This window comes from Moorena sp. SIOASIH, from assembly GCF_010671925.1.
Lineage (GTDB): Bacteria > Cyanobacteriota > Cyanobacteriia > Cyanobacteriales > Coleofasciculaceae > Moorena.
Window position 1 is genome coordinate 981,916 of the sequence record NZ_JAAHIH010000003.1, and the last position, 21,170, is coordinate 1,003,085.

The following is a 21,170-nucleotide window of genomic DNA, read 5'->3' on the forward strand; positions in this document are numbered from 1 at the left end:
ATAGGCAAAATTTGACTACAAGAGCTTTTGCTGCTTCTATCAATTTCCTCTGAATGTGTAGTGCTATATATTATAAGCTTTGCTTCGACTGCTATATTTGGGTAACTCAATCGCTACATCGTTTACAGTAAAAGAGTTTGAGGTGTAAAGTAGTACAAATGAACGGACGACTTCAGTCAAAAATGGTACATCAGCTCAATGACCTCTAAACGAATTCCTGCTAAGTTTTATAAAACTGAATCTGATAACGAACCTGTCCGTGATTGGCTCTTAAGTTTAGACAAGGAGGAACGGCGGTTAATTGGCACAGACATTAAAACTGTTGAGTACGGTTGGCCTATTGGTATGCCTACCTGTCGCCCGATGGGAAATGGTTTATTTGAAGTCCGTACTAACTTACCTAATGGCCGCACTGCCCGGGTTATTTTCTGCATTCATAACAATCAAATGGTTTTGTTACATGGATTCATCAAAAAAACTGAAAAAACGCCCAAACAAGAATTAGCTTTAGCTTTACAAAGAAAAGGTAACTTATAAAAATAAAATGAATAATAATCCTTATATCGGTTCTTCCTTAGATGAACTTTTAGAAGAAGATAACATCCTTGCTGAAGTTGAAGCGGTAGCTCTCAAACGAGTTTTAGCTTGGCAAATCGAACAGGCCATGCTTGAAAAAGGACTGACTAAAACTGAAATGACCAAGGTCATGAAAACTACTCCTGCCGCATTAGATCGTCTTTTAGATCCCAACAATACCTCTGTAACCCTGAACACAATTGAACGGGCAGCTAATGCACTGGGTAAGCGGTTACAGCTTCAATTGATTGATGGTGATGTTATATAGGGGTTTTCAAGAGGCAAGAGGCAAGAGGCAAGAGGCAAGAAGCAAGAGGCAATAGTTTCCCTGCTCCCGATTCCCGATTCCCGACTCCCGATTCCCGACTCCCGACCCCTTTGTTACAAAAATTTTCAAAATATGTTATAATATTGCGTTTTTTGTGATATAGTATAAAAGTGGGCGCTGAGACGCCCAGAGTCAAGAGCTAGCCCGTAGATGTTGGACCGTCACCGGGCTAGCTCTGGCTCCCCTAAAAAAGGAGATGGTTTGATTATGAACTATTCGGAACGGCTTCACCCGTGGGTGGTCATTCGGCTATTACCACAAATGCAGCGAGTTGTTGTTGCTCGCTTCCGCAATCGATCGGATGCCGAAGGACATTTGTGGGCCTTGAAACGATTAATGCCTGATGCGGAATTTATAATTATTTTTGATGTGGGGAATAATCCGATAATTAGTAGGGAATAGGGAATAGGGAACAGGAGTCAAGAGAGAGATTACCTAGGAAAATGTTGCTATGTTTTTTGATAACTGATTGTAGTTTTTCTCCTGACTCCTGACTCCTGACTCCTGACTCCTACCCTTAGCAAACGACTTTTTCAGCAAACCCTACTTAACTCTTTCATTAACCGGAAAGCGGTCAAGTAACTGAGCAGCACGAATCGCATTAGCTTTTAAAGACTCTGATAGAGCCAACACATGGGGAATTTGGGATAATATATCTAAGGTTCGACGTAAGATTCGCACCACATCCCCTTCATCTAAGCTGCTATTGCCGCATAGCTCCCGCCAGGATTTGCCTAATGACCACTGTTCTACTAGACCAATTAACCTATCCTCTGACCAAACCGGTAAGGCGACATGATATCGGCGCTGTAGCTGAAATACTTGACGCCGAATCCTCCTGAGGTTTGCCAATGCTTCTAGCACTTCTTCACTTGGTTGATAGTTTGTCCAACTATCCGGTCTAGGAGTTTCGGTAACTAAAGCAGAACAGGCTGCTGCCAATTGGTGGGGGTCTAAGTCATCTAATTCTCCCGACAACATGGCTAAGGCTAGCCACAACTCATTCTCTCCCCGAAGCGAAGCAGCCACTTGCCCCAGAACAGTCGGAGTTAACCCTTCCAAAGAACCAGATGCCTTTAAAATTTCAATCAGGTTGAGAAATTCGTACCAATGCTGAGCCTGGTATTCTCGGAATTTAGCTTGACGTTGGTTAATTTGCTCCTGCAAAAACAACCGTTTTTTGTGGCGTTTGATCAGTTGAGAGGGATTACCCCACTGACGAAGAGGATGGGTTTCCATTTGACCCTCTAGATCAGCAACAACACCTTGTTGCTCCCTCACTTCTGGAGCAACCCAGAGTTGAGCAATGGTGGGAACTTGGTTAGCCAAGGCTTCAGTATCTTCATTTCCGCCTTTGACTTGACCTGGTTTAATCTCAAGTCCCTCTAAAGGCTGGAGAGTGCCAATATCAAGGTATCGAAGATTGATAATGGTGGATTCAGAAGAGTCAGGTTGATTTGAGCCGGTTGAGTAATCTTCTGTAGAGCCATTGGATACTTGGTCATCGGCCGTTTCAGGAAAGCCCTCTAACCCCATCACATCACCAGTTGTTGCCACATACCATCGGTTAGCAGCACTTAAGCACACCAGATAAGGGAATTGACCGGAACCCTTTTGTTTAGACACCAAAACAGCTGGAACAGGAGAAGACACTGGCACATGCTTGCCCTTGAGATAAAGAATGGCTCCCGGTTGCACCTGTTGTAGTACTTGGGATACTGCTTTGGAAAGAGATACGTCTGCTTGGTGTTGCAGGTCTTTAAGGATGCGGCGCTCTACTTTCAGGTGTTCCTTGAGTTTTTGATAGGCTTCCATTACTGACACATCTACCGGTGCCAGTTGAAAATCAATTCTCGTCAGTTCCGCAGTCAGTTCAGTAATTGCCTGTTGTTGAGGTTTTAGGTACAAAGTAGCTAGGTACTGAGCAAAGCTGCGTTCAACTAATTCCTTGGCTTCAGGAAGAGAGTGAGTTTGCAACAAATTTAGTACCATGCCATAGGTAGGGGTAAACTGACTAACTAGGGGATCAGCACCAGCAGTTGCTAGATAAGCCGCCTCCTTAGCCCCTTCAAAGGGGGTTTGCACGGTCACCACATAGCCATGGGTATCCATCCCTCGCCTTCCTGCTCGTCCAGCCATCTGCAAAAATTCCGAGGCAGTCAGTAGCCGGTGTCCTCGGTCAGTACGCTTAGATAGACTGGAAATAACCGTGGTACGGGCAGGCATATTAATTCCTGCTGCTAGGGTTTCTGTCGCAAATACCACCTTCACTAGTCCTTGTTGGAATAGTTCTTCGACTAGACCTTTCCAAGCAGGTAAAATTCCAGCATGATGGGCAGCAATACCTCGGTAGAGGGGGTCAATTTGTTTCGTACGAGCTGCTTCTGGATTCTTACTGATAAATTCATCAATCCGTTTCTTGAGTTGAGCTGCTTCTTGTTCATTGACCAGGGATATTGGACCCATCTCATCTACTGCCTTATCACAGCCTCGGCGGCTAAAGATAAAGTAGATAGCTGGTAACATCTCCCGTTTTTTTAGTTTGCTGACCACAGAGCTAATGCTGGGGCTTTCCGGACGTCCACTTTTGTCCTTGCTTTTGGGACGCCTGGTTTTGAGGAAGTTGTTAATCTTGGTTTGGTCGTCATTCAGCAGGGAGACAATTCCCTTGGGATGGGCAAAGTAAAACTCTAGAGGAACAGGTCGGAAGTCAGAGTAAATCAGCTGAGTGGAGCCATGAACTTGATTGAGCCAGTCGGTCAACTGGTCAGAATTGGCAACAGTGGCGGAGAGGGCAACAATTTGTATATCTGGCGGACAATAGATAATTGATTCTTCCCAAACCGTGCCTCGTTGTCGGTCATTCATGTAATGACATTCGTCTAGGATGACCGCCTCAACTCCTAGCATAGAGGCTCCCACTTGACCAATTGGGGTACCATAGAGCATATTACGGAAGATTTCCGTAGTCATCACTAAGACGGAAGCTTCTCGGTTGACCGAGGAATCACCGGTAACTAGACCGACTTTGTCTGCGCCAAATTTTGCCCTAAAATCCCTTAGTTTCTGGTTGGAGAGCGCTTTGAGGGGGGTGGTGTAGAAAACACGTCCCCCTTGAGACAACGCACGATAAATGGTATATTCTCCAATTAGGGTTTTACCAGAACCAGTCGGAGCACAGACAACTACTGATTGACTATCATTGAGAGCCTCAATTGCCTGTTTTTGGAACTCGTCTAGTTCAAAGGGAAATAGGTTTTTCGGGTCAAGGTCTACTGATGAAGTAGCAATATTCACACAAGGTTTGTCCAATAAGGTATATAATCGTTAGGTATTGGTTGCAATTACATAGTTCATTGGTCGTATATATTGTATGTTAGTTAATTAATTGAGAGCGTTTACACCATTGTAGTCAGGATACTGCTGGCGTATAGATGGGCAATTGTTTCCTCTCACAAAGGGACAGACGAACTCGAAGTCTTGTAGGAAAGGGGTTTGACGCTATTCCCAAAAACTATTCCGATAGGGGATTACTAATAGAAATCCGTATGCTACTCGACTTGTAAATCTTCCTCCTGTTCTACCAAGATAATGTCCAAACCCCTAACATCTTGGAAGATAAACTCCACCCGACGATTACGAGCATGATTTACTGATGTAGTTCCTGTGGTCTTTAGCTGACTTTCACCAAAAGAACGAATAGTCATCCGTTCTGGCCCAACTCCCAGACGCAACAGGTAATCCCGTGCTGCCTTTGCCCGCCGCCATCCCAAGGCTTGGTTATATTCCACAGTAGCACGGAAGTCTGTATGTCCCTGGATATCGATGGTCATGAAGGGGTACTCTTGTAATACTCTGGCAATCTGGTTGAGTACTGCTGCAGTTCTCGGACTAATTCTGGATTGGTCAAGGGCAAAATGAATCACCCTAGGTACCTTCAACACCAAGGGTTCAGGTATTTGTGGGGACTGTGGTTGTACCGGAACCCTGGCCACTGGACGGCTGGTACACTGGGGCTTTGCTGTCTTCGGTAGAGTTGTTGCTGACCGTGTCTCGATACTATTCCCTTGATCATCAAGAGCACGCACTACTACAGTCACAGCTGGTTCAGAGGTACCGTAGTCTGGGTGAGTTGCGATCGCACTCAGGTAATCCCCAGGCTGGACATTACTAAGACTAATCCCAAACTTCCCGTCTTGATCTGCTTCGGCTGTAGCAATCTTCCTGCTCAAGGGACCATAACCAGGGGTTTTTGGGGAAACCTGGTCTACAAGATAGATATCTACCTGAGCACCAGGGTCAGCTAACCCATCCAAACTCACCTGACCATCCCGTTGAAAAAACTCTACCGCTAACCACCGAGGTGTATTCACAGCATTATTCCCAGTGTCTCGCCTACGGTTAGGAGAGTCTCGCTTAGGGTTTGGTCCATCACCCACTTGATAATGTCTGGCTCCGGTATGGTTTCTAGTTACTAGGTCAATGCTCAGCCCTTCTAGAGCCGCAAATTGATTATCTTGGATGATATTGCGATCGCTTTTTGGCTTAGCAGCAACCACCACTCCTGGTCCTGCTTGGTTAGTGATTTGGTTACCAATCACTTGATGGTCATCTCCCATCAAATATATGGCAGCCCGACGTAAACGGTGCCCATTATACTTAATCTGATTATTCCGAATGCTGACAGCACCGGTAGGTTTAAATAGATACACACCGCTGCCGTCGTTGCCGCAAATTAAGTTAGAGTCAATAGTGGTATTCTCAATAGTACCCTCTAAACGAATAGCATCTGGCATCCCAGCCATCCCATTACCAACGATGATATTCTCGGTAATCTTTAGCTCCCTCGCCTGCTCGGAGGTAATAATCCCGCTACCGTCATGATTAGCAATTCGATTACGCCGGATGGTCACTCCTGTGCCACTAAACACCCATACCCCAAAAGCTGACATGGTTGATGGCATACTCTCATCCGGGGGTATACCTAGCCAAGTGTTTTCTATAATCACCGATTGGGGAGGTTTGTCGGCAGCAAACTGACCGTCGTAGTGGGGTGGCAGCCGATGGGAAATCAATATGTCTGCTGGTGTTGAGATAACAGTTGCTTGGTGCTGACCCTTAAATCCATATATACTTAAACCCTTTATTGTAACATCATCATTAATAATTGTCAAACCTTGAAAAATGTCTACAGTTTCCGCTGGGGTAATTGCCACCAATGGAACCGGGATTTCAATCTCGGCGGTAGCTGATTGACCTCGGTTATAGCCAGGTTGGGTTGTGCCGTCTACGATTACTCCAGCAGTCGCGATGGGAGGCAAGTGTTCTACCAAACGAATAGTGGTTTGCTGGGCAGGTAAATTAAACTCTATTTTTGACCGTGCTGGGGAACTTAGGGATTCTACTTGAGCTTTTTCTGTGGGACTAAGTTGGTCTAGAGTTAATGTGCCGTTGATCAGGTTAATAGCTTCCCTCAGGGTTAAGTTATTGTCTGGTTTTACTGAACCATCTTGGTTGCTATTGACGACGACTTTTAGAGGTGATCGTGTTGGTTGGGCTAGGGCTGGGCGAATCAAGGCAAAAGGCAAAAGGCAAAAGGCAAAAGGCAAAAGGTAAAAGGGAACAGTATGGATGAACTCTTTTAAGTCTAGGGTTGATAATAATCTAGGTATATACTGGTTTTTTTTGATAAGTCTAGGGGTTTCTTTTTTATTAATACAACCTGGAATTAAACTAGAATAGTAATGATTTTTTTTTGAGATTTTTAGGGAGACTTCTGACTTTAAAGCCGAAGTAATTAGATTTGGATTCATAGCTGCTTACTTTTAAGGATTACAACTTGATCTAAATAATAGTAAGTATTTACTGGTTTATGGTATTACACCATTTATAGTCAATGATAAACTAAATATTTATGATAATTAATAATAGTAAATTTTTCATAATTAATCGGTGATTATACTAAAATCACCAATCATCAATTACCCGAACACACTATTATTTGTCTGTTCTTATTGCTTGTGTGTTGTCGTCTTCTGATTTGTCGTTAGAAAGGGGTTTACTGTTGTCTTCTAGCCCTTCTTCAACCACAGGTTGGTTAGTTTTCTTGGGATTTTCTTGGTCTTGGTTATCTTCAACAATGGATTCAGTTTGAGATTCCTGTTGCTGGGGTGGTGCTACCTTTTGATTGCCAAAGCCGCCAAATAGATTACCAATCAGACCATCAAGTTTGACAGTAAGTCCTAAATACGGACCACTGGCGGAACGAGAGCCACGGAAGTCGTAGTCGTCAATATTACCAAAAGCGTATCCAGCAGCAAGGCGCAGACTGGGACTCAAGTAGTAGCCAGTTTCAATCAGGAAGCCATTTTCAAAGTAGTCCGCTGAAGGTTGAGAGATAAAGCGACCTTCACCAACTATATCCCAGTTGTAGCCTAGACGATAGGATGCTCTCAGTTGACCGAGATGAATCGTGCTCTCCCCGATTAAATCATTGGATAAATAGGATTTACTATAACGCAAAGCATATTTACCGTATAATTCCCATCGCCAGTTGGGAGCATATATCATTTCGCCAGAAAATAGATGTTCGTTATAACCGCTACCACTACCCAATAAAATCGTGTCGGGAATAGTAGCGGGATTCTGGCGAAATTCATAGCGCATTAAAGCGTTAAAGTTATCGCTCTCGGGATTCCGGTAAGCAACACCTAGCCTAAGATTGATCGAATTTCCTAATCGGCTCCTAAGCCTTTGATTAGCACCATTCGCCTGTCGATAACTAAACAAAGCAGTTATAGCAGGAGACAGTTTCCCAGAGGCGGCACCAGTGATTACAGTGTTGTTGCCACGATTAGAAGAACGATGCTCCCATTTGAAACTGGCTTTGAAATCGGGACTGTCAGTGAATTCAAAACCGATACTGTAGCTTTCGCCACTCTCAAATCCAAGGGCAGAAGCTCCTTGACCAAAAGCGTAGGGTTGACTGAACTGATCAGCAGCAGCGTTTTCTCCGAGGAAGTTACCTAATACCCGCTCATAAGCAAGGTTTAGTCGCATACCAGGGAAAATCGTCCAACCGTGCTTCAATCCGATAGCGCCCTGACCGGTCATCTCATCTAATCCCCCAGCAATGGAGTAACGTCCAGAGATGGTAGTATCAGAGCCAAGATTGTAATCGCCACTGACACCAAGATGGGTAATTTCCTGCCCCTCAAATTGCCCTCGGGTAAACCATTGTTGTCCGACATTGATGGTAATTCCTGGATATACCCGCCAGTCTAATCCGATCGCAGTGCGGTCTGAATACACTGAATCGGTTTCGCTGGATAGAGTTAGTTCGTTGAGAGCCTGGAAGGTAAGGTTATCAGTTAAGGGCATTTTAAAACGCGATCGCAACTGATTGGATGTACGACTTCTAGAGTCATCTTTACGGTCTTCGCGATCGCGAAACACCCAATCGAGTTGGAGGCTACCCGCACCAATGCGTTGCTTAATCCCTGCAATTACAGTAGTTAGGGAATTATCCACCCGATTACCAGCCTGGGGTTCGGTACGGGGGTCGAATAAATCACCAAAGCTAGTAACAACTCGGGGGGCTATACCTCGGTTAGTTTCCCGGTCTACCTGTACCCGAAAACTAGTCCTATCAGTCAGTTTGGCCAGAAACTGAGCACCATAACGGGTTTGACCAGGAACAAAGCTAACAGTAGCGTTATTGGCAAAGCCGGTTTCGGTAGAGCGCAAATAAGCCTTACCGGAGAAAGCATCACCAAATTTGCCGTCTAGTTGGACGCGGTAGGCTGAACCGCTTACTAAGCCTAATTCGTCAGAATCATTGGTAGAGTGAGCATATTCTGTGATTAATTGAACATTCTCCCCAAAGGAGAACAAACCATCCACACCATAAAGTTCAAAGTCTCTAGCTCCCTGATTTTCCCGTAGATAGCTAGCGCCGAGCCAACTCTCTTGATTAAGTTCCCGAGAGAAGTTGTATTGAAACCGACCTGCATAAATATTAGTATCTTCGCTATCCCCATCAAATTGATAAGTAACAACAATCCGCCGCACTAAGACTCGTCCTTCTTGATCCAAGTCAGTACGTAACATTGGTTGGTTGAACAATAAGGTGCCACGGTCATAGTCAATTTCATAGTCACTGACCCGACTGAGACGTTCTCGTCTAATTACAGTACCAGGTCGCTGTAGTTCTTCTAACTCGATGTAAACCTCTTCTGAACCAGCAACCAATAGTCGCCGGGAAAGAAAGTAAAAACCACTAGTACCATCAGGGACAATCGTATCCCGCTGGAAGCCTTCTACGTTATTGGCGAACAATCCAGTAATTTGAAACTTACCAAAGTTGTAGTTAGTCTTGAAGCCGTGGAGTTTGCGCCTCGTGGAGGTAAATAGCTGAGAGCGTCTAGAAAACTCATCAGTGTTGTAATCCCCCCACATCAAATAGTCCGCTTCTATTCCTACTTTTGTCCCAGAGCGTTCCAGCCTCAGATAGAGATTATCTATAGAAGGAGTAGTTACATCCACTGTCGAACTATCACCGTAAACGGGATAGTCTTGTTCAGAAGATTGGTACTCGCGAAATAACCGATTACTGTCATTACAATTACAGCCTTTGTTCAAAGCATGGTCAGTATTAAATGACCCAGTGATTAACCAATTCCCAAGGCTTCCAGTGAAGAAAGCAGCGGATCGGATGTCAAATTTAGTGTCATCATCTTCATCCTCTGGTAAAAAGTCCCGAAAGCTCTTGAAAAAGTCTGTCCCTTCAGTTCCCAAACGCATATCGATCACGCCGGTTATTAAACTCGGGCGTAGTGCGGTTTCAAACTGCATTTGGGTAAAGGCTTCTAAATCATTAGTAGCAGCACTAATCCGAATGGTTTTAGCATCTAAGCCTGAGCGCAGTTCAGTAGTAAATTGCCCCTTTCGAGCTTCTACCTGGAATCCCGGTTGGTCTGGGTTTTGGTCTACACCAACGAACTCACCGTCACTGGTGTATAAGGTAACAATGGTATCGCGGTGAGAGACATTACCGAATGTATCCAATAACCGACCCTGAACCGTTGCTAGAGAACGTCCATCCGCTGGGATACGAGCCTCGCGCGTTTCCACAACCAGTTTATCGGGTGTTCCCCTTACTTGTACCGGTATAGAAATTACATTATCTGACCCAGCGATAGTGGCAGTGATCGTATTCTCCCCTTCCCTAAGGACAATACCATACCAAGTCCGAGTTACAAGATTAGTTAGTGTATCTGTTTCTGTGCGTCCAATGAAGGAGGAATCTACCAGTTTGCCATTGACCCGAAGTTCCACCTCAGCTCCCAAAGCATATTGTAAAATAATACTAGTTGCTGGAATATCTAATACCCTTTCCGAAGTAGGGGCAAGTACTTTTAAATAGGATGATTTGGGTTTAGAGCTAGAAGATGGAGTCGATTCTCTTCTGGGTTGTTGGCGTCTTTGTCGGCGGTTGCGTCTTCTTTGCCGTATCCAGTAGTTGGCGATTTCGAGAGTGTTTTGGTACTCCTCTCCCAATTCTGCAAAAGCAATTGTTGGGAGTTCAACCGGTTTTAGGTCAAGCTTGAGTGATGCCTCTTGTGTCAAATCCAGGCTTAGAAGTTGTTTGTCTGTTAGGTCAAAGCTTGCTAGTTGCTCCTGTCTTAGGTTAAAGCTGATTAGTTGCTCCTGACTTGGTTCAATTACTGGTGGTGATGCTTCTATCTGCTCGATTGGTTCAGGATTAACAGTAGGATTTAAACTAACGGTTTGCTGGGATTGCAGCTCAAGATTATCTAACTTATCGTTAGTTAAATCTAAGTTAGGTAATTCACGATTAACGTCAAAGTTGGGTAATTCTCCAACTTGAATATCGATATCAGGTGCGTAAGCAATGTCTTGATTTGACTGAGTTTCTGGTATCGGTATAGTTTCTCTAGCTTCAGGATTAACACGATTGAGACCAACGGTTTGCTGGGTACGCACCTGAAGATTGTCCAATGTAGCGTTAGTTAAATCTAAGTTAGGTAATTGATTACCATTGAGCTCAAACTCAGGTAATTCTCCAACTTGAATATCGATATCAGGTGCGTAAGCAATGTCTTGATTTGACTGAGTTTCTGGTATCGGTATAGTTTGTCTAACTTCAGGATTAACAGTAGGATTGAGACTAACCCTTTGCTGGGTACGCAGCTCAAGATTGTCCAATTGAGCGTTACTTAAATCTAAGTTAGGGAATTCACCATTAACGTCAAAGTTAGGTAAGTCTCCAACTTGGATATCGATACCAGGTGCATAAGCAATGTCTTGGTCTAACTGAGTTTCTGGGTACGGTAGAGTTTCTCTAGCTTCATTATTGATACTATTAAAACTAACCCTTTGGGGCGTACGCAGCTCCAGGTTGTCTAACTTATCGTTAGTTAAATCTAAGTTAGGTAATTGATTACCATTGAGCTCAAACTCAGGTAATTCTCCAACTTGGATATCAATACCAGGTGCGTAAGCAATGTCTTGATTTGACTGAGTTTCTGGAATCGGTAGAGTTTCTCTAGCTTCATTATTGATACTATTAAAACTAACCCTTTGGGGCGTACGCAGCTCCAGGTTGTCTAACTTATCGTTAGTTAAATCTATCTTAGGTAATTGATTACCATTAACTTCAAAGTTGGGTAAGTCTCCAACTTGGATATCGATACCAGGTGCATAAGCAATGTCTTGGTCTAACTGAGTTTCTGGGTACGGTAGAGTTTCTCTAGCTTCATTATTGATACTATTAAAACTAACCCTTTGGGGCGTACGCAGCTCAAGATTGTCTAACTTATCGTTAGTTAAATCTATCTTAGGTAATTGATTACCATTGAGCTCAAAGTTAGGTAAGTCTCCAACTTGGATATCGAGCTCAGGTGCGTAAGCAATGTCTTGGTCTAACTGAGTTTCTGGAATCGGTAGAGTTTCTTTAGCTTCATTATTGATACTATTAAAACTAACCCTTTGGGGCGTACGTAGCTCAAGGTTGTCTAACTTATCGTTAGTTAAATCTATCTTAGGTAATTCACGATTAACCGCAAACTTAGGTAAGTCTCCAACTTGGATATCAATACCAGGTGCGTAAGCAATGTCTTGGTCTAACTGAGTTTCTGGAATCGGTAGAGTTTCTTTAGCTTCATTATTGATACTATTAAAACTAACCCGTTGGGGCGTACGCAGCTCAAGGTTGTCTAACTTATCGTTAGTTAAATCTAAGTTAGGGAATTGCTCACCATTGAGTTCAAAGTTGGGTAAGTCTCCAACTTGGATATCAATACCAGGTGCGTAAGCAATATCTTGAGGTGACTGAGTTTCTGGTATCGGTATAGTTTGTCTAGCTTCATTATTAACAGTAGGATTGAAACTAACCCTTTGCTGTGATTGGCCTACGGCCACGCTACGCGATTGACCGTAGGTCACGCTACGCGAACGCAGTTGAAGGTTGTCTAACTTATCGTTAGTTAAATCTATCTGAGGTAATTCACGATTAACCGCAAACTCAGGTAATTGTCCCTGTTGGAAGTTGATACTAGATGCGATTGTAATTTCAGTAGATGAGCGACTTGGTGCGTTCGCGTAGCGTGACCTAGGGTCAATCGGTAGAGTTTCTCTAGGTTCAGTATTGATACTCTTGTTGAGACTAACCCGTTGGGGCGAGCGCAGTTGAAGGTTGTCTAACTTATCGTTAGTTAAATCTATCTGAGGTAATTCACGATTAACCGCAAACTCAGGTAATTCTCCCTGTTGGAAGTTGATACTAGATGCGATTGTAATTTCAGTAGATGAGCGACTTGGTGCGTTCGCGTAGCGTGACCTAGGGTCAATCGGTAGAGTTTCTCTAGGTTCAGTATTGATACTCTTGTTGAGACTAACCCGTTGGGGCGTACGCAGCTCAAGGTTGTCTAACTTATCGTTAGTTAAATCTATCTGAGGTAATTCACGATTAACCGCAAACTCAGGTAATTCTCCCTGTTGGAAATCGATAGCTGCGATCGCGTAGCGTGACCTACGGTCAATCCCGTAGCGTGACCTACGGCCAATCGCTATTTCTTGAGATGACCTAGTTGGTGTGTTCGCGTAGCGTGACCTATGGTCAATCGGTATAGTTTGTCTAGCTTCAGTATTAAGACTATTGTTAAGACTAACCCTTTGCTGGGAACGCAGTTGAAGGTTGTCTAATTTAGCATTACTTAAATTTAAGTTAGGGAATTCACCATTAACAGCAAAGTTCGGTAATTGTTCGAGTTGGATATCGATACCAGGTGCATACGCAATCTCTTGATATGACTGAGTTTCTGCAATCGGTATAGTTTGTCTAGCTTCAGTATTAACACTATTGAGACTAACCCTTTGCTGTCGTTTCAGGTCTAGATTAGCAAGTAGAGCTTTTTGTAAATTCAGCTGAGGTAGTTGACCAGGCAGTAGGTCAAAACTAGGTAGCCGACCTTTACTTAAATCTACTACAGGTGCAAGGGCGATATCTGAGGATGGCTCTGTCTGTTGGATTGGTGAGGGAGTCAGAGTGGAGTTGAAACTAAGGATAAGTTCTCGTTTGAGGTTGAGCCTAGGAACTTGATCTGACCTCAGCTCAAAGCTAGGAAATTGCCCATCGTTGATGTTAAAACTGGAAGACTGTCTTAGAGCAATTGTTGTTGATAGCTCATTTTGGTTTAGGGAGGGAACCAGACCGGGATTAAAGCTGAGGATCGGTTCTTGTTTGAGATCAAGGCTAGGTAGTTGACTTGGCTTCAGGTCAATGACTGGTAAATTTTCCTCTGCTGCTTGGGTTGATTCAGCTTCAGCGATCGCAGGATACAGCACCATGGTGACGCTACCAGCGATCGCTCCCATTAGCTGTACTCTACAAGATGTGTTATAATTATTATTTAGTTTCATTGCTGATCCTCTTCGTTGAAGGTCGGGGTGACTGCAAAGTTCATGCGTGCCATACCACCAGGCTCTAAACGCACGAGTCGGGATTGGCTGTTGCCTTCATTGAAATGGGTATTTGGAGCTAGGGTGTAACCTGGAAGGCTAGTCAGGTCTAAAGCTCCAGTGTGGTATCCCGGTAGAACGTTTTTCACCGAGAACAGACCATTGGCATCAGTGGTAATTCGGTTACCGTTTTCCATGAAGATCACCGCATTAGGAACTCCCGGTTCTCCTGGTTGCTGATGACCATCAAAGTTTTTGTCTACAAATACTCGACCTAATAAGGTGCCACAGTCAGAAATAATGCCGGGATCAACTCGTACTCGATGAACCACTGGACCATCTTTGATATCCCAGCCGTTGTCATCCCGTTCTGCAGCAACAATTGCTGAGTTCTCCCCGTCACCCCGGATGCCATCTGGAGTGACTTGCACTCCATAAGCAATGTTTAATACTCCACCTTCTGGAATTGGCTCTGTTGTCGTGAAAGTAATTGTTGCCCCATCTCGTGTGGTTTCAATCTCCACTGATTCTTGCTGTAACTCGCCCCGGACAGAATCTTCAACGAATGTGAATCCTAGGGGTAAGTCGTCAGTGACTACAATGTCAAGCACAGCACTACTGGCTAGATTGCGCAAAGAGAGGCGATAGATGATGGTATCTCCTGGTTCAGCGGTAGCTCGGTCTGCGCTCTTGGTAATCCGAATGGATTCAAGGTCACAAATACCCGTATCTACATTCAACAATCCCAAAACCAGACCTTCCCGTTCCGCATTCCGAATCAGGAATTCACCCTGTACTTCTGTGGGATTGGCATCGGTACTAATCGGTAGACCATCTACAGAAGTAGCACTATAGGAGACTATACCTTGCGCTTCATCAACATTAGTGATCGTCAGCCGAATCCGCCGTTGCAGGAAGTTGCTATTATCCGGTGGATTAACCACCAAAATGTAGCTTCGACCTTGGTCTAACTGACCTCGGTCTCGATCAAACAGAAAGCTGTATCTACCTCGGTTTTCATTGTCCTCATTAGTAACGAAATAGGGATTAGCATTAGTAGTATTAGGTTGAATGCCTTCAGGAATGTTGTTATTTGGGTCATCGGGAACTTCAGTGGTGGTAAGTTCTACAATATTCAAGAATCCTGTAGGGTCATTGGGGTCTGGATCAAATAAGCCAACACTAAATCCGGTATAGTCATCCAACAGTTCATTGTCACAACCCCGGATTTCCCCAAACGGGTCAATCAGTTCCAAGCTGGGGTCTGGTGTAGGAGCTATAGTAGCTATGGTTTGTTGTGCGGTTTGTTGTGAAGTATTGTCTTGACCACAATTACTGCTAAAGCCTAAGGCTATAGTTTGCTCATCGTTGTCTTCAGCAGCAGCATTAACTGCCACTTGCACATTCAGCACCACCTCCTGCCCAGGCTCGATTGTCAGGGTTTCCGGGGTTTCCTCCAAACCCTCAACAGTAACATTGCCAATCGAGGCTGAACCCACCAAGCCACTTTGAGCAATCACGCTGGCTTGGGGAGTTTGTACCTCAATCGCTGCATCTCCGGTGTTCAGCAAGGCATAACGGAAACTGACAATATCTCCAGATTGCACCCGCGACCCTTGACCAGACTGAATGTTTACTAGGTCTTGCTCAAGAGAGTCTTTAGCTTGGATCAGGAGTTGTTGTTGTTCAGGGATAGCATTGAGGGCTTCATCAAATGCTTGCTGGCGAATCTCGGTAAAAGTAGTGGTACTTAAGTCAGTTGGGATTAAACCAGCTGCCGTATTTTGGGCAGTTGCGGCATCGGCTTCAGCAATACCAATGGATTCTAAGCCCTGTTGATCTAGTCCAGTAAACACTAAAGCTATGACTTGATCCGTCTGAGTATTCTCCCCATTTAAGAGTGCGGCTTTATTCGGTATCGCTTCCTCAATAGCAGTTTTGGCAGCAGTGATGACTTGATCAGCCGTAGTGTCAGTGGATGAATTAGCAAAACTCATTACTGCTTGGATACTGGCATTGCTGGCTTCCTCTGAAGTAAAGCCCAAGGTTACTAGTTCATCCTCAAGGGCATCAGTCATAGCACCTAAGCCAAACACCAACTGGCCTTCCCCATCTTGAATCCCCTGAGATACCAGATTGAGAGTTCCTTGTTTAGAGGTTTCACTGTTGACTTTCCTAGAAGTACCAGTAATGAAGAACTCACTAAGCGGAGAGGATCTTCCCCTCGGAGCACGAGGCATTTTGTACCGATAAGTGACTTGATTGATCAGAGTTGCTCCTAGTGTTTCAGGAGCTGTACACTGTAGTGATGTCTGACCGGTTGTTGCTGAAATTTCTGCTGGCTGAGTTTGCGCCAGTACTGGTGAAGCTGTGGGTAATATACCTCCTATCAAAGCTGTTGCTAGCAGCTTTGGGAAACGCTTCTTCCAGTAAGGGGTTGATTTGCACATTTTGATAGTAAATCACTGGATAGTTTTGTTGAGTTAAATTTTATTTTTTTCTAAAACTGTTATTTTGATACAAATGTTATTATTTTTTGAATAAAAAAAATAAGCAAAAAATAGCGCATATTGCGCTGATTTTTTTGTGCAGTAGTTATGGTAAAAAAAAATATAATTATTAGGCTCTAGGCTTTAGGTTTTAGGCTCTAGTTGATCTATTATGAAGCGAACCGGCTACAGCACGGAGGCTGTAAACTGCTTTTAGTTTACCTAACACCTAACACCTAACACCTAACACCTAACACCTAACACCTAACACCTATCATCTAACACCTAACACCTAACACCTAATACCTAATACCTAATAGCGAATACCTAACGTCTAATATCTAAAAGTCGATTAGTGATGGTTATGGCTACGGAGTTTGATTTAGCCAGATATAGCAGAAGTCAGAAGTCAGAAGTCAGAAGTCAAACTCTTGCGCTTATTTAGGCTTGAGACTTTTGTCATGTCCTAACTGCCCTGGCGACTGCTATAAAAACTGTGCAAACAGCCAACATCATTATCAGTAATACTGGCTACTAAATCAATTAATTAAATACCTATATTTAACAAATATAAGTTGAAGTGATTAATAATTAGTTCTGATTTATGAGTCTTTATTTATGAGTCATTTGTAATTAACCAGATTGTAGTGTTATTTACAAATGACTAATCCCTAATCCCTAATCCCTAATCACTAATCACTAATTTCTAGCGAACAGTGACATCATAAGATGCTTCTAAAACTGCTTTGGGATCGAGGGCTTCTGGAAACTCAAAGCGAACGTGAGTGTAGACTGAAGCAGGGGCAGGTCTAGTTTCTACTGTGCCATCTTCAAGGGTGACTTCAATAGTAGGTTGTTCTATAAAAGTCTCTCCATTATCAATGCTGTAAGTTATCGTTGCTCCATTGCTGTTGCTAGCGGAATCAAGGATATACATGGTAGCACGGGGAATGGGTTGGGTAACCATCAGATTGTCAGCTTCCACTTCCCCAGCATTTTCACCTTTGACAGTGTAACGAAGGGTATCTCCTGGTTTGACAATGGCTTTGTTCTCTAGGGCTTGCCAAGTAATATTTTCTTTACCTTCAGTATCAACTTCTACTATCTTCTTCTTAGCTACTAATTTCAACTGCACTTTGGGGCGCATGATGTTTTGGACAATCACTTCCCCAGCTTCCTGTAAACCAGCTAATACAGGAGTCTTACCCACAAAAGGGACAGCAACAATTAATGCGATCGCACCCAGACCTAGAATTGATGAACGTTTCATTTGCAATAAACCTCTTGAGAATTACAACAATTTTATAGAAGACTGAAGCTTGAAGGGTGAAGTAGGAAGGCTAAAGTAGGAAGACTGTTCGCTGGATAGCGTTCCCGCAGGGTAGGCTGAAATGACTTGATTAGTGGCTCACTAAACCTTGACTCAAAACGTGGTCAACAACCAGGAGTTACACCGGTGTATCTCACTTTTGCTGTTTGATCCGGTGGGTGGAACGGGCATCTTGGTGGAACGGGCATCTTGGTGGAACGGGCATCTTGGTGGAACGGGCATCTTGGTGGAACGGGCATCTTGCCCGTTTCATTCCCAGACGGGCTGTCCTAACAAGGCCTAAAGAGGCGGAAAATGAGCGCTCGCCCTTGGGTGGTGCGTTACGGGGCGGGCTGTTCCAACACTGGCGCTCGGTGTTGAACATGATGGCAAGCCCGCCCCTAACGCACCCTACGCTACTTCATACTTCCTACTTCAGAGCATCAAGGATTAGTCAACCTTACGACGGAAGACAAAGGAACCATTGTCCCCAGGAGCAACAGTACCAACCTCATTGACGTACCTAGTCACTTCTTCACCGCTAGCTGGGTCAGTATTTCCAAAGGATAAGGTGTTGTTGAAGTACTCCACAGTACCCTGAGATGGTTCAGTTCCCTGCTCGTGAGTGGTGACAGTAACCCAGTTGTTAGGAGCTGCAGCACCATCCTCAGTAATGGTGAAGTTGTTAGCATCCAAAACTACGTTACCAGCACCCACTAGTGGTTCAGAGATATTGGTGTAGGTGATTCGGTACTCGATAAACTGACCAGGCTTAGCTCGTTCTGCGAGGGTACCTTCCTGATCACCTGTGGGATCTCCGCCGGAGAAGTCCTGAATCACTGTTACACCATCAGTATCGAGAATTCGAGCTTCTTTAACCATCTGCATATAGCCAGTGTAAGGCCGGTCAACAGTAATGTTGAAGACGGTTTCCTGAGTCACATCAAAGTCTCCGTTCGGGTTGTTGTCCACAAAGGCAACAATCGGAATCCCGTAACCCTGAACTTGAGCTGTATTAGCAGGTAAGTCAACAATTACCTCGTAATCCAATTGCTGACCTGGTGTGAGAGTACCAACATTAACTGCTGGATCAGTGGTGGTAAAACCGTCCTCTTCGTTGTAAGTGTAGGTTGCTTCCTGAACATCACCTGTATCTGGGGTGTACCTGATCGTGACCTCAGTGCCATTAGGAATCTGGTTATCTGGTCCAAAGTCTACTGGAGAGGTGAATGCCGTAACAGCAGGGTCATTAGTCGCCGCAGTACCGTCTGAAGGCGCAATTGGCAACAAGGTGACGTTATCTAAATTAGTAGTATTGCGGTTCTCAACGGTATTGTTGAAGATGACCTCACCTGGATCTGGAATGGGCTGACCCTGAGCTAATCCAGCTGGAATAGTTGTGGACTGGTTAGTGAAGTCATCATTGTCATTGGTTGGACCAATGGCGTTGGGTCGATCCTCTGGACCATTGAGGATTTGACTATCAGGGGTAATCTCTGCAGTAATGGTAACTACAGTGTCTTCACCCTTAGGTCCTTCACCGGTGTTGTCATTGTCTTCATCAACACCATCAGCACTGGGATTGGCAATACCAAGGTCTGTAGCTGGGTTGAAGTCGGTACCGCTATCATCCGGTGGTGTACCATCATCATTGTAGTTGTTGGGATTTTGGTCACCGGATTCATCGTAGACCACTTCATCCGTTGGGTCACCGACAGTTTCACCAAATGCCTGAGCAATGTTAGCGACTTCACCACCAGCAACCGGTAAGCCACTGGTGATCACACCAAAGCTGAAGCCATTGGCGTCAGCTTCAGTAGAAGTTCCTGCAGTAATAGGACCTTCAGAAATGAAACCAATGCGCTTAACATCAGCTGGGGCGGTAGTAGACCACTCTACGCTCAGGGCGTCACGACCAGTCACCGCTGGGTCATCATCAGAGTAGACCACTGTCCAGCCTTCTGGCGCAGTAGGCGCTTTTGCAGGGTCAGTGTCAAATACTGTATTTTCGGGAATGACATCAGAGACTAAGACTCGCTGGACTGGCGCACCATCAAGGGTAATGGTAGTTCCTTCGAGATCCGCAGCTTGGAAATTAATGGCTGGGTTAGACGATTCAACCCGGAAGTCTAAGCGATAGGTAATTTTGTCATCACGAGCATCATCAGGCGTACCACCGTTATCAACTAGATCGGTAAGATTCGGACCTATGATTCCCTTGAGAACAGTGATGGTGGCTAGTTCCTTAATCTCTGTAGAGAGTAAGACCTCTTGGAATGCAGCACCTTCACGCTCACCATTGACCGGAGGATCACCTTCAGCATTTACGGTACGAACCTCGTTAGGATTGGAACCATCAGCATCATCGGGCTGGTTATCAGTAGCAGGAGTGTTGTCCCGAATATCGTTGATACTTCCGGTATCACCTAACTGGACATTAATCGGAGCCCCTGCTTCATCTACAATCACCGTACCTTCAACTCGTACCTTAATGCTGCCATCAGCAGGAATAGGAGTGGTTGTAGTAAAACCAGTTGGTGGAATAGTTGCCTCGAAAGTGCCATCCCCATCCAAGTCAGCTGTCACTGTAATAGGAGTAGGAGCAGCAGGATCGGTATCTAAACCAGTAATGGCGATGTTATCAAGACCAGGGATAGCAATATTGGTTTCTTCGTTACCAATGTTGGTAATCACGAAATCAAATTGCAGGGTATCACCAGTAGCAATACTACCTAGGTTGACGTCATTAACACCATCAGGTTGAACCAGCAAACCAGCAACTTCAGCCACCTCAACGATTACAGTGTTTGAAGTCGCATTGATGGGAACGTCTGGATTGTTGGGGTCTTCATAGGTAGCTTCCGACTGGTTAATAATGTCTACACCAGCAGTAGTTCCATCCGCAAATACAGGTACTGCTAGCTGAAACAAACTACCGAGAATGAGGGAAGCACTGACTAATGGTCGTAAGTATCTACGACGAAGCTTCGTCGATTTTCGTTGAGCCATGGAGGATTTTCCCTAATTGAGAACACAAAGATATATAAATACTTCCTGGGTCTAGGATGATACTGACCCTGGTTGTTAGCTAGTAGCTTGTTAGGAAGCTAAGCTAGCCTTCCATATCTAGGAAAACTCACCTAAGGTGCTTTAGGCATTCGAAATTTAACGGATTTTCCAGAGTAGTCACTTTGAAGTCTATATGTAAAAATACGTAATAGGTCGTAAACTATCAGCCATAAGTACTAAATATTGACTGTAGTTACTTTTTTTTTCTAGTAGCAGGTTATAGTACTGGAGTCATTGCTATAACTAGCTAATCAAAGGGGGTTACAGCAGCAGATAGGTATGACTTATAGGTATGACTTCAGGGTCAATGTGGGTGATGTTAGCTATATCGAAGGGCGTAAGTAAACTAACTATAACCTATCTAAGCTAAATTAAGTGATTATGCCCATACTTATTTAGTCATACGGTTGATGCGCTA

The 21,170-nt window shown here is 44.3% G+C and carries 11 protein-coding genes; 4 read left to right on the top strand and 7 right to left on the bottom strand.

What is annotated here, in order from left to right:
* Window positions 1–198 precede the first annotated feature (198 nt).
* Window positions 199–537 carry a type II toxin-antitoxin system RelE/ParE family toxin gene (locus tag F6J90_RS19600; protein WP_293097043.1) on the top strand — a complete coding sequence of 113 codons (339 nt, stop codon included), beginning with the start codon at window positions 199–201 and terminating at the stop codon, window positions 535–537.
* Between the two features lie 7 nt (window positions 538–544).
* Window positions 545–844, top strand: a complete 300-nt coding sequence (locus F6J90_RS19605; protein ID WP_293097046.1) for a Fis family transcriptional regulator — start codon at window positions 545–547, stop codon at window positions 842–844.
* Between the two features lie 6 nt (window positions 845–850).
* On the opposite strand, the gene F6J90_RS19610 is transcribed toward F6J90_RS19605, so the two are convergent.
* The gene (locus F6J90_RS19610; protein WP_293097049.1) at window positions 851–973 is read right to left on the bottom strand and encodes a hypothetical protein; all 123 of its coding nucleotides are present in this window, start codon (window positions 971–973) and stop codon (window positions 851–853) included.
* Between the two features lie 138 nt (window positions 974–1,111).
* On the opposite strand from F6J90_RS19610, the gene F6J90_RS19615 reads away from it, so the two are divergent.
* The gene (locus tag F6J90_RS19615; protein ID WP_293097858.1) at window positions 1,112–1,306 is read left to right on the top strand and encodes a hypothetical protein; all 195 of its coding nucleotides are present in this window, start codon (window positions 1,112–1,114) and stop codon (window positions 1,304–1,306) included.
* 141 nt (window positions 1,307–1,447) lie between these two features.
* Here F6J90_RS19615 and F6J90_RS19620 read toward each other — a convergent pair whose 3' ends face one another.
* The 5 genes from F6J90_RS19620 to F6J90_RS19640 form a co-directional block, all read right to left on the bottom strand.
* A complete protein-coding gene (locus tag F6J90_RS19620) occupies window positions 1,448–4,201 on the bottom strand; it encodes a DEAD/DEAH box helicase (RefSeq protein ID WP_293097052.1) in 2,754 nt (917 codons plus the stop codon).
* A gap of 254 nt (window positions 4,202–4,455) precedes the next feature.
* The gene (locus F6J90_RS19625) at window positions 4,456–6,717 is read right to left on the bottom strand and encodes an OmpA family protein (RefSeq protein WP_293097055.1); all 2,262 of its coding nucleotides are present in this window, start codon (window positions 6,715–6,717) and stop codon (window positions 4,456–4,458) included.
* 184 nt (window positions 6,718–6,901) lie between these two features.
* Window positions 6,902–13,846: a hypothetical protein gene (locus F6J90_RS19630; RefSeq protein WP_293097058.1), complete on the bottom strand. Its 6,945-nt coding sequence runs from the start codon at window positions 13,844–13,846 to the stop codon at window positions 6,902–6,904.
* Entirely contained in the window at window positions 13,843–16,335 is a 2,493-nt protein-coding gene (locus tag F6J90_RS19635) for a hypothetical protein (protein ID WP_293097061.1), read from the bottom strand. Before F6J90_RS19635 ends, F6J90_RS19630 begins: the two co-directional genes overlap by 4 nt.
* A 745-nt stretch (window positions 16,336–17,080) precedes the next feature.
* Entirely contained in the window at window positions 17,081–17,644 is a 564-nt protein-coding gene (locus tag F6J90_RS19640; protein WP_293097064.1) for a hypothetical protein, read from the bottom strand.
* 148 nt (window positions 17,645–17,792) lie between these two features.
* Between F6J90_RS19640 and F6J90_RS19645 the strand changes: the two genes are divergently transcribed.
* Window positions 17,793–17,987 carry a hypothetical protein gene (locus F6J90_RS19645; RefSeq protein WP_293097067.1) on the top strand — a complete coding sequence of 65 codons (195 nt, stop codon included), beginning with the start codon at window positions 17,793–17,795 and terminating at the stop codon, window positions 17,985–17,987.
* A 146-nt stretch (window positions 17,988–18,133) separates the two neighbouring features.
* Here F6J90_RS19645 and F6J90_RS19650 read toward each other — a convergent pair whose 3' ends face one another.
* Window positions 18,134–20,692 (bottom strand): hypothetical protein, encoded by a 2,559-nt coding sequence (locus F6J90_RS19650; protein WP_293097070.1) that lies wholly within the window; start codon window positions 20,690–20,692, stop codon window positions 18,134–18,136.
* Window positions 20,693–21,170 lie beyond the last annotated feature (478 nt).